This is a genomic window from Shewanella holmiensis, from assembly GCF_025370255.1.
GTDB lineage: Bacteria > Pseudomonadota > Gammaproteobacteria > Enterobacterales > Shewanellaceae > Shewanella > Shewanella holmiensis.
The window spans coordinates 26,205-36,732 of record NZ_JAMTCD010000033.1; the positions used below are offsets into that span (position 1 = coordinate 26,205).

The 10,528-nt window shown below is 38.9% G+C and carries 9 protein-coding genes; 1 reads left to right on the top strand and 8 read right to left on the bottom strand.

Annotated features, from left to right (window positions below):
• The first annotated feature begins 28 nt into the window (after positions 1-28).
• Positions 29-538 (top strand): diguanylate cyclase domain-containing protein, encoded by a 510-nt coding sequence (locus NE535_RS17350; RefSeq protein WP_261299847.1) that lies wholly within the window; start codon positions 29-31, stop codon positions 536-538.
• Positions 539-779: 241 nt separating this feature from the next.
• On the opposite strand, the gene NE535_RS17355 is transcribed toward NE535_RS17350, so the two are convergent.
• From NE535_RS17355 to NE535_RS17390, 8 genes are all read right to left on the bottom strand, one after another.
• Positions 780-2,027, bottom strand: a complete 1,248-nt coding sequence (locus NE535_RS17355; protein WP_261299848.1) for a tetratricopeptide repeat protein — start codon at positions 2,025-2,027, stop codon at positions 780-782.
• On the bottom strand, positions 2,027-2,647 hold the full coding sequence (locus NE535_RS17360; protein WP_261299849.1) for an energy transducer TonB: 621 nt from the start codon (positions 2,645-2,647) through the stop codon (positions 2,027-2,029). Before NE535_RS17360 ends, NE535_RS17355 begins: the two co-directional genes overlap by 1 nt.
• Before the next feature lies 1 nt (position 2,648).
• Positions 2,649-3,053 (bottom strand): ExbD/TolR family protein, encoded by a 405-nt coding sequence (locus NE535_RS17365; RefSeq protein WP_160053370.1) that lies wholly within the window; start codon positions 3,051-3,053, stop codon positions 2,649-2,651.
• Between the two features lie 13 nt (positions 3,054-3,066).
• On the bottom strand, positions 3,067-3,594 hold the full coding sequence (locus NE535_RS17370) for a MotA/TolQ/ExbB proton channel family protein (RefSeq protein WP_188842765.1): 528 nt from the start codon (positions 3,592-3,594) through the stop codon (positions 3,067-3,069).
• Positions 3,594-4,949, bottom strand: coding sequence for a MotA/TolQ/ExbB proton channel family protein (locus NE535_RS17375; protein ID WP_261299850.1), 1,356 nt, complete (start codon positions 4,947-4,949; stop codon positions 3,594-3,596). Before NE535_RS17375 ends, NE535_RS17370 begins: the two co-directional genes overlap by 1 nt.
• Positions 4,949-5,731 (bottom strand): DUF3450 domain-containing protein, encoded by a 783-nt coding sequence (locus NE535_RS17380; RefSeq protein WP_261299851.1) that lies wholly within the window; start codon positions 5,729-5,731, stop codon positions 4,949-4,951. The genes NE535_RS17375 and NE535_RS17380 overlap by 1 nt, the downstream gene beginning before the upstream one ends.
• 304 nt (positions 5,732-6,035) lie before the next feature.
• Positions 6,036-7,004, bottom strand: a complete 969-nt coding sequence (locus NE535_RS17385; RefSeq protein ID WP_261299852.1) for a class I SAM-dependent methyltransferase — start codon at positions 7,002-7,004, stop codon at positions 6,036-6,038.
• An 85-nt stretch (positions 7,005-7,089) separates the two neighbouring features.
• A complete protein-coding gene (locus tag NE535_RS17390) occupies positions 7,090-9,687 on the bottom strand; it encodes a TonB-dependent receptor (protein WP_261299853.1) in 2,598 nt (865 codons plus the stop codon).
• Positions 9,688-10,528 lie beyond the last annotated feature (841 nt).

Sequence of the window (10,528 nt, forward strand, 5' to 3'; positions counted from 1 at the left end):
AAATAAGAATATTCAATGGAGTTACTCAATGATCTATTCTTTTCGCAATTCAAGCTTCCGAGATCCAGAAACTGGTGTTTACAATCAAATATATTTTATGGAAGTGTTTAATCGTGAATGGCATCGACATTTACGAGACAAACAAAGCTTAGCGCTATTGTATCTTTGCCCGCACATTCATGAAACAGTAAAACAACCTCATTTACTGGAATTATTTACCAATCAGGTACAAGAGGCACTTTTACGCGCAACTGACTTAATTGCTAGGTTAGATACTAATCACTTTGCGCTGGGATTATTTAATGTTGATGAACAAGGGACTCAAGTCGTGTTAGCTCGCATTGAAGCCCAAATAAATGAATTTAAGGAAAAATACGGTAAAGACCATAATTTTAGTATTGACTACAAACTTGCAGGTGGGATTTGTATCCCAAGTGATGATAAAAATATTGAAGGATTGTTTGTTCAGGTAGAGTCATTATCAAGCCAACTTGAACTGGACCACGATCAACATCAAGCACTGATAAACATCCACTAAAATGTAGTATTTGATTGAATGTTGGAATACGAAAAACAGTGTGAATCTATAAAGCTTTGAAACCGTAATGTCCGTTTGCCATTGGGACGGATTCTTGTGATTAACCAGTCATAATAATGAGTTGTCTAATATTTGAAAGGGGGCTTTCTAAAACGAGAATAAACATTACATCAAAAGCCTGCTGTTGAATCAATTGACATAAAAAAAGCCCCTTGCGGGGCTTTTTTAACGGAAGAACAAGTTATAGAGCAACGTTATGAATACGTGCTTTTTCTTTGATATAAGAAATATAACTATTTGCACTTCTTGCTGTCTTCTTATCTTTCGATGCTTGAACTGCACGATTATAAGCTGACTTATATTGCTTTAGACTTAAGTGAACAAGCGCTAACTCGAATTGAGCTTCACCTGGATTGTCTATCCCAGAATCAAGCGCTTTTTCAAGTACAGGAATCGCTTCTTTGAATTTTTGATCAAGAGACAAAATACGTCCTTGCTTCAAATACAACTCACCATCGTTACTTAAGGCTGCTGCTTTACCATAGTAACTTGCAGCTTCTTTCAACTCTTTAGCATTATGGTAAAAACCAGCGAGAATATTAAGTGTCTTCTCGTTTTCTGGAATTAAACCTGATTTCATGTGTTTTTCATAAACTTTAGCCGCTTTATAAGGCGAACCTTTTTGCGCTAAAAGTTGTGCTAAACGAGTGATGTTGCCATCAGTCTCCAAGAAACCATTTTTATAAGCTAAGTCATAAGTTGCTAAAGAACGATCATAGTCTTCAGTCATCAAATAGAATTGCGCTAACTGTACCCAGAGACGCTTATCGTCTTGGAATAAAGGCACCATAGTCTCAAGGACTTTTACAGCTTCTTTATACTTTTTCTGGTTAAAGAAAGCGGTTAACTTCATTTGATATAAGTTTTTATCAGGTGCTTCAGCTAACGCTAAACCTTTATCTGCAACTTCAAGTACCTTATTCCACTCTTTCAACTCAGTGTAGGCGATACCTATACGGCGATACATTTGAGAATCAGCCTTACAGGTAAACTCCATCCACTTATAATAGTATGGAATAGCTTCTTTAAACTTACGCTCTTGAAGTAACAAATCGGCATACAAACGCATTGTTGCAGCGTGATCTGTTCCACCAAGAATGTCAGCTTGAACAGCTGTCTTTAAATACTTGATAGCGGTAGACATCTGGCCTTTTTCTGCATAGAAGTTACCTAACATACGATCGACATACGCTTTGTCGAAATCGTTTTTAGCATTCGCTTCTAATAATATAGAAATAGCCTGATCTAAATTACCTTCAGTATAAGCTTCAAAAGATTTTTGAACCTTTTTAGCCGCACTTTCACCAACAGCACGAGATTGACGTTTATCAATTTCACACTTTTCAGCTGCAATTGCGGTACTGGTCAACATAGTACTTCCACAGACAGAAAGTAGTAGTGCTGTTGCTATAGTTGTAACGTTACGCATTATCTACCTCCCTTCTCTAATGTAAAGTCAAGTTGAACAGTCATACCTGTTTGTCTTAATGGCTTACCATCAACAATTTTAGGCTTGTATTTCCACTTCTTTAATGCACGAATTGCTTCGCGATCAAATAAGCGCTTTGGTTCAGCATTGATAACAGAAACGTCATCAACACCGCCTAATTCGTTAATGGTAAATGACAGTTGTACCCAACCTTCTTTACCATCACGAGCTGCTGCAATAGGATATTGAGGCTCGATACGAACAATAGGTGTAGCATCACCATCACGAGTCATCATGTTACCAAGCTTAAAGCCTGTAGATGCTGACCCAGCTTCAACACCACCCATATTGAACGACATATTCGTATCAATATTATTTGAAGCATCTGGCGGAGTTGTATCCGGCTTCGGTGGTTGCTCTGGTGGTGGTGGTGGCTTAGGAGTCACCCTTGGTTTCTTCTGTGCCTTCGAATCCTGCTTATCCATCGTAATTTCAATAACAGGGGTCTCAGTCGACTCATCGTTGCGTTGTGCACCGCCGCCGACCAAGAATGCCATGAAGGCGAACAGACCAAAAGTCACTGCGGCACCAATGATGATTGATACGAGTGCTCTTAGCATATTACTCATTCCCCGCTGATACAGAAATTTTGTCGATACCGGCAGCTTTAACGTTATCAAGCACTTTAACCACTAAGCCATGCTGAGTGTCTTTGTCTGCTTGAATAAGAACTGCTGCCTCTGGTGCTTCAGCTAACATACGCTCAACGTTAGCTGTTACACGCTCGATATCAACCTGACGGTTTTCCATCATAATCACACCAGTTTTACTGATGCCAATAAAGATGTTTGCCGAAGGTTTAGACGTAGCCTGTGACGCTTTAGGCTTGTTGTAGTCTAAGCCTGATGGCTTAACAAACGATGTTGTTACAATGAAGAAGATCAGCATGATAAACACGATGTCTAGCATCGGGGTCATATCAATTTGAGCTTCCTCTTCCATACTGGAATGCTTCTTACGTGCCATGTTCAATCTCTCTCTAGTGGTGAGGCATGCTGTCTTTTAGCTTTTCTAAACTGATTCTCATTTTTGAGTCTAAACGGGTGCTAAAGAAAACACCTGAAAGAGCTGCTACCATTCCTGCCATTGTAGGCATTGTGGCCATTGAGATACCAGCCGCCATTAAACGAGCATTACTCGTCCCCTGAACTGCCATCACATCGAATACTGAAATCATACCGGTTACGGTACCTAATAAACCAATCATTGGACAAATGGCTACTAGGGTCTTGATTAACAGCATACGTGCATTCAAATCTTGCTTCGCTTGGGACACCCAAGCTTCACGGATACGGTGTGCATGCCAAGAATGTGTTTCATCTCTGGCTTCCCATGCAGCAATAACAGCTTGATGTTGCTTTGGTGATATCCAATTTAGATACCAATAACGCTCAAGCATTAAAACCCACATTAGGAAAAGCACAGCTGCTACCAACCAGAGGACGTCGCCTCCGGAGGCCATGAAGCCCCTGACGGAATCCCATATGTCCATCAGGATTAGCATCATTAGTCAGCCCTCTTCTCAGCGTGCTCTGCAATGATTCCGGCGCTTTGCTCTTCAAGAACTTGAACGATAGATTTGCTACGTGCAACAACTACAGCGTGTAATAACATTAACGGTAATGCAGCGATTAGACCTTGAACCGTCGTGATAAGTGCCATAGAAATACCACCAGCCATCAATTTAGGGTCACCAGTACCGAATAATTGAATAGATTGGAAGGTTGCAATCATACCGGTTACTGTACCTAATAGACCCATCATAGGTGCGATAGCAGCAATAACTTTAATGATAGAAATACGTGCTTCTAAAGCAGGTGTTTCTTTCAAAATAGCTTCATCAAGTTTTAACTCTAGAGTTTCAACATCAACATCTTTGTTTGATTGATAAACTTTTAAGATACGACCTAAAGCGTTGTTACCTGGGTTATCGATGTTTTTACGTTGACTATTCACTTTACCACCAATGATAGTAAGAGTGATTAAACGTTCAACTGCAATCAACATACCTAATGCTAGTAAAGCAAGAATGATATAACCAATTGTTCCACCAGCTTCTAAACGGTCTTCTAAGCTTGCTTTGTTAGTGAAGATATTCAATAACACGCCGCGAGCAGGATCGATATAGAAAGGCGCTGTACCAGAAGTGGTGTTTTCCCACGAACCTACAGCACTTACTTGGTAACCTTCAGGTTGCTGTGATAATTGTTGAATTAAACCTAATTCAGGTTTGAAAACAACATATTTACCTTCAGCAGTTAAGTTGAAAGGACCAACACGGTGAATTGAAGTATTAACAACGTTACCGTCGATAGCCGTTACAGCACCATCAAACTTAACAACTTTACCAGATTCAACCATTTCGAATAATTGAGCTTCCCAGAATTGCTCTAGTTCTTCAATTTTTGGTAATGATTTACGCGCACCTAGATCAGAGATGAATGCATCACGACCAGGGAACTGTGCACTGATGTTTGATGCAGCCAGTTTACCAGCGAAATCGCCAGCTTCACCTTTAACAACACCGAACATTTCACCCAAGTCACCTTGAGCTGTTTTTAAATCTTCTTCTAGCTGAGCAAGCTTACGCTCGTTATCTAAAAACGCTTGGTTAAGATCTTTACCACGTTGCTTTTCAGCGGCTAACGCGTCTTTTTCACGTTTAAGTAGAGATGCTTTATCGCCACGTTCAGCTTGGAATTCTCTTTCACGTTTAGCGTTTGTTTTGCCTTCGTTAGCACGGTCAACTTTCACTTGTTGTAACAGTTGGTCAATAGTTTTTGGTGCATCTGCAGCAGAAACCATACCGGCTGTTAAAGAGAAAGTTGCAGCTACTAGCGCTGATGTAATTAACTTCTTCATTATTGTGCAGTCTCCGCAGCTGGAATTGGTAATGCGAATAGGTCTAGAGCGCCTTGCTTACGAGCAATACGAATACCTTTGGTGATGTCGCGTAAATAGCTGTCTTCTAACTTGTTCCAAGTTTTAGCATCAGCGTCATACATCCAAGCTGTTTTTTGGTCTAAACTTTGCGCATACAAAGCAACACGGCCTAAGTTAAAGAAATCAACTAATACTTCTTTACCATCAAGGTTTAGCTTACCAGTGTTAACTGCAACGAAGTTACCGTATTCACGTTCAATGCTGTATGCATCTAGGATTAGACGGTATTTTTCAGCTAATGTAACTTCAGCTGTATTAAGAATATTTTTTAAATTTTCAACACGCTCTTTACGAACTTCAGTGTTGAATGGTAAATCCAATTGAACAAACTGTTCTAAGGCTTCAACCATTTTGAACATTAATGGCACAACACCTTGACGTAAACGGTCAACACCGTTGATATCAGTTTGAATTGCATCCATTGAATTTTGTTGATCAGCTACCAAACCAGCTACGTAGTCATTATAAGACTTCAGCGATTCGCGCTCATCAGCAACACTGCCATACTCAAACAACATGTCTTGAGCTTGGTCAAAATATTTATCAACTTTTTGTTGTGATGCTGCAGATTCTGCGTGAATTTTGCTGTCCGCCTTTTGCACATCGGCAAGAGGATTTGCAACTACCAAGTTGCTACTAGCTAATGCCAGTGCGCCAACAAGTGCAGTAGCGATTTTTGTTCTATTGCTTACCTTGGACATAGTTCCCAACCAATTTGAAGTGAATTAAAAAAGTGTAGAAAGTACAATTGTAAATGCCTGATAACAATGTTAATAAAGCGTTAACAACTGTAAGTCTATCTTTCTCTTGTGATTGTTAGTTTTTCTTCCCTTTTCTATACCCGCTAAGGTATAGACCCGCTGGCATCATTTCACAAAATGTTGACCTGTGTCAACATTTGGGAACATCTAAAAGAACTGGAAAGATGTGTTAGTCTGTCTTTTTTATTTGAAAGTTTATTTTCTATACATTAAGTGCGTATTTTTTAGTAAACACTGCCTTTTTCTAGGCATTTTTATCAGCATTATCTTTTTTAAGACACAATTTATAAGCAATAGGTTCTTCACCTTCTACAACCATTTCGGATTTAAGCACAACAAGATTGAGCTTCCTAGCTTCACATAAAATACTATCCAATTTTTGTGTATCAACAGCAGCCTTTAAAAGTTCAGAAAGTCTTTCTTTTGATGATGATATTTCTTGTTCAATAAAATGGATAAATTCAACTTTTCGGCTAACAGGCCAAAACATGCCTTGAGTGAAAAATTGGCCTAAGTACATCATCAACTCACTTTCTTTTGCCGTTGATTCATCAGTTTGCACAAGGGATTTTATATCTTTATTGATTTGATGCCTTAGCGCTTCACACTCTTTATCTTGCTTTATTTTAATAACATCCTCATGCGTTCGAACCTCGCCCATTGCCACAACAAGCTTGCTCATGTTACGTAATAAACTATCCACATAAGCTTGATTGATAAGTTGATAAATGTTGCGGTTTGTTTTTAAAATTCTGGAGTCTATGTGGTGAAGAACGACAAGACATTGTCCTTTTTCTTTTAAAACCCGAGCTATTTCAGACAATGTTTGTAATATAGAAGAATATTCTATTCCAAATTGTGATATACAAAAATCAAATGCTTCAGATTCAAAAGGTAAAGCTTCGCAATTGACTTCAGATATCAATTCAATGGCGATATTGCCATTTGTATGCCTGGTTTTATCAAGTTTAACCTTGGCCAGATCTACAGCAACAATTTGACCATGGGTATCATGTTCAGTTAAACAGTCTTGAATCAACAAAGGCAATGAAGCGTTTCCGGTGCACAAATCTAGTAATTTAAAGTTTGCAGGTAGCTTAGTTGCAAATGTTTTCCATATGGCTTTTAACTCTCCCTGATAATTCTGCTGTAACTCTGAACCAAAAGAAGTCACATACCCTTGCTTCCAATAGTCAGACCAATGTTGACTCATACACCACCTTCAATACTTTATTTTTGTTATAAAAAAAGGCTCACTAGGAGCCTTTTCAATTATGACAAATTATATTTCTTTAAGATTAGAACTTAAGAGTATAACTTGCACGGTACTCGCGACCATAGTTGTTATATAGGTCAGCATTGTCATATGTACCAGCTGAGCTTAATACTGGGTCTTCATCTGTTAGGTTGTTGATACCTAATAAGATAGAACCAAAGTTACCAGCATCATAAACATAGCTTAAGTTATGAATTAACCAAGAATCTAAGTGACCTGTATCATCATCTTCATAAGTAGATGAAGTGTAGTTAGAGTTCCAAGACACACTGTGATCAGCAAGTGAGTAGCTTAAGGTAATATTAGACTTAAAGTCTGGTGAACCATTCCAACCTGCGATATCAGTTGCTTCAGAACCACCTTCAACTTCTTGAATATATTCAAGAACGAAGCTGTTATTCCAGTTGATACCGAAATCACCAGCGCCAGTCTCAAACTTAGCGTTTAATGCTACGTCAACACCAGTAATCTCTAGCTTGTCACCGTTACCATAACCAGTACCAACTTCGTTTGCACGACCTAATGTACCACCTGGGCCATTTGGCGCACGGTTAACATAGAATGTTTCAGATGTTGGAAGTGTACCAGCGTCAATACCACGCATTACGTTGGTGATTGTACGACGGCTAATAACATCGTCAATGTTCAAGTTGAAGTAATCAACTTTTAAACCGATGTCATCAACGATATCCCAAGCAATACCAAAGTTAATATACTCTGATGTTTCAGGACCTAGGTCCTTGTTAGCACGAATATAGGTATCAAACTGGCGTGAAGCACAATCTGCATCAGAAATACCGTTAGATTGACAGAATGGATAATCTGTACCGGTATCAGCACTGAATGTAGTTGCTGCATATAACTGGTCTAATGAAGGTGCACGGAATGCTTCTGAGTAAGATGCACGTACAACAACATTATCAAGCGCTTGCCAGCGAATAGAAGCTTTAGGAGCTACGTTATCACCAAAGTCTGAGTAATCATCGTAACGCGCTGCTAAGTTTAATTCTACATCTTCAATAATTGGTAATACTGCTTCATAGAATGCAGCCCATACTTGACGGTCACCACCAGCAGAGTTACCTGCGCTACCACCAATTAATCCCGCTTCAGATTGAGCATCATAAACTTCACTGAACTGTTGATCGAAGTATTCCATCCCGAAGTAATGAGCTACCATACCGCCTGGTAATTCAAAAGCATCAAATCCAATACCACCACTGTACTGATCAAAAGTAGCGCGACCTTGAGTTAAAGTTGTCGCTTTCATGTTGTTCACGCCAGCTTCAGAACCTAAGTCAATACCATTTTGTTGGTTATAAGCAAGACCAGAAACGCTTAAGTAATACTCACCGATAGATTTGTTATCAGCGATGTTGTGGTGATAGTAGAATTCCCACTGAGCATCATTTAACGCACTGATTGTACCGCGTAAACCTGTTAAGTAATCTTGGTTATAGTCATCTACAACACCATCACGCGTGCCGATACCTACCCAACGGAAGTAACCTGTAGTTTCTGCACCGTATGGGTTATGTGGGTTATCAGCTGCCATTTTACGCCAAGGCGCCGCAGGTGGTGCATAACGTCCCCATGAATTATTTTGGGTAACCATTGCACGGCCAAACCATTCGACATCTTCTGCAATTTCATAATTAGCATCAACATAAACAGTGTTACGGTCAATAGATGCTTTGTTGTATGAAACGTTAGCAAAAGCATACATACAATAAGTAGAACCAGGGCTCCAGTCTGTATCAGCTTTTACTTTTGCAAATACATCATTACCATATTCGCTAATTAAATCGTCACATAATGGAGAAGCTTGAGCTGAAGAGAAATCAGGTGCTGCAACTGTAGCACCATAGATACTCCAACCTGGTGCGTCTACGTATGCTTGTGAATTTGCGTTAAGTGCTCCTGCTGAAGTGTAGTCGCGGTCTGCATCAGAAATACCTTTACGGTCTTGATGGTCGAAAGCAAAAGTAATGTTACCTTTATCCATCTGATAACCAGCAACAACCGAGAATTCTTTGCTTGTTAATCCGCCGTCTCTGTCACGAGAACCGCCACCCACATTAAATTCGATACCTTGATAGTTCTTTTTCATGATGATGTTAACAACACCAGCAATCGCGTCAGAACCATATGTAGAAGAAGCACCATCGGTTAAAATTTCAATACGTTCAACTGCAGCCATTGGAATAGCGTTTAAGTTTGCTGATGCACCACCAAGTGTTGGTGAACCAGGAAAACGTTTACCATCGATAAGTACTAAGGTACGGCTTGAACCAGCACCACGTAAATCGATAGTCGCTTGAGATTGTGCAGAGCTACCAGAACGTTCAGAGAACGATCCAAATGAGTTTAGGTTACTGTTACGAAGAGCATCAGCAACAGTAAAGTTACCTTCCATCTTCATATCTTCAGTAGTGATAGTTGTTACTGGTGAAGCACCTTCTAAATCACTACGCTTAATACGTGAACCTGTTACTTCAATACGTTCAACTTTAGCGCCATCTTCTTCAGCAGCAAAAACTGCTGGAGCTGTAAATGCAGCTGCTGCTGCACCGCTAACAAGTGCGAAGCGCACTGACTTAGCTAGTAAATTCTTATGCATTGTCTATCTCCCTGGACATATTTGTCTTTCTTATAATTCCAACAGTTCATTAATTGACATGCTGGTTAATGAGAACCTGTAACAACTGTGGCTACAAAATCACATTTGCAGCGCAATAAAATCACATTTGAAACAAGTAATCAACAATTGATGCACTGTAAGCGCAAAAGTTAATCAAACTATCAACTTAAAGCTGTTAACTTTTATGAACATCCAGCAAGGGTAGTTAATATTTTAACTTTAAAATCAATATCATAATAAAGGCAGGTAAAATAAATGCAAAAAAGTGAACCATTTAACAAAAGAACAACAGATGTATTTATACAGATAGCTATTTTAATTAGTTAAGCAATAGCAAATGTTAGTTTTTCAGTATAAAAACTTACTATTGACTTTTTTAAACTGAAAATTGCTGAAGAATGTCAACACCACCATTAGCAAACTGTTCACACCCTCATTCCAGTCGAGAATTTAACCAGCAGGATGTAAATCCATTAAACAATCTTCAATGTTAACTATGCTATGGCGCACTGGACATCCTAAAATTGCATCGAAACACCCAAGATAAAATATTTTTAAATTTCATTTAATAAAAAGCTTGAACAAATAAATCTATTATCAAATGGTTTGTTCATTGGACATTGTCTTAGCCACTTTTAGAAGCAGCGGACTGTTTACTTGTAACTGACAGGGAAATGCTCAAATTAATCTGCATGATCACTGCTAAATTTGCAGAAAAAGAATGAATCAATCTAATTGAATTAATGATTAACAAATAACGTTCAACTGACAGACGTCATTAATAACACACTATTTTAAATGATCTTTTCATTTGGGTTTG

What these genes read in the sequence shown, in the direction of transcription:
- NE535_RS17390 (WP_261299853.1), bottom strand. Translation starts at nt 9,687, where the DNA reads ATGCATAAGAATTTACTAGCTAAGTCAGTGCGCTTCGCACTTGTTAGC.
- NE535_RS17365 (WP_160053370.1), bottom strand. Translation starts at nt 3,053, where the DNA reads ATGGCACGTAAGAAGCATTCCAGTATGGAAGAGGAAGCTCAAATTGAT.
- NE535_RS17375 (WP_261299850.1), bottom strand. Translation starts at nt 4,949, where the DNA reads ATGAAGAAGTTAATTACATCAGCGCTAGTAGCTGCAACTTTCTCTTTA.
- NE535_RS17350 (WP_261299847.1), top strand. Translation starts at nt 29, where the DNA reads ATGATCTATTCTTTTCGCAATTCAAGCTTCCGAGATCCAGAAACTGGT.
- NE535_RS17385 (WP_261299852.1), bottom strand. Translation starts at nt 7,004, where the DNA reads ATGAGTCAACATTGGTCTGACTATTGGAAGCAAGGGTATGTGACTTCT.
- NE535_RS17370 (WP_188842765.1), bottom strand. Translation starts at nt 3,594, where the DNA reads ATGATGCTAATCCTGATGGACATATGGGATTCCGTCAGGGGCTTCATG.
- NE535_RS17380 (WP_261299851.1), bottom strand. Translation starts at nt 5,731, where the DNA reads ATGTCCAAGGTAAGCAATAGAACAAAAATCGCTACTGCACTTGTTGGC.
- NE535_RS17360 (WP_261299849.1), bottom strand. Translation starts at nt 2,647, where the DNA reads ATGCTAAGAGCACTCGTATCAATCATCATTGGTGCCGCAGTGACTTTT.
- NE535_RS17355 (WP_261299848.1), bottom strand. Translation starts at nt 2,027, where the DNA reads ATGCGTAACGTTACAACTATAGCAACAGCACTACTACTTTCTGTCTGT.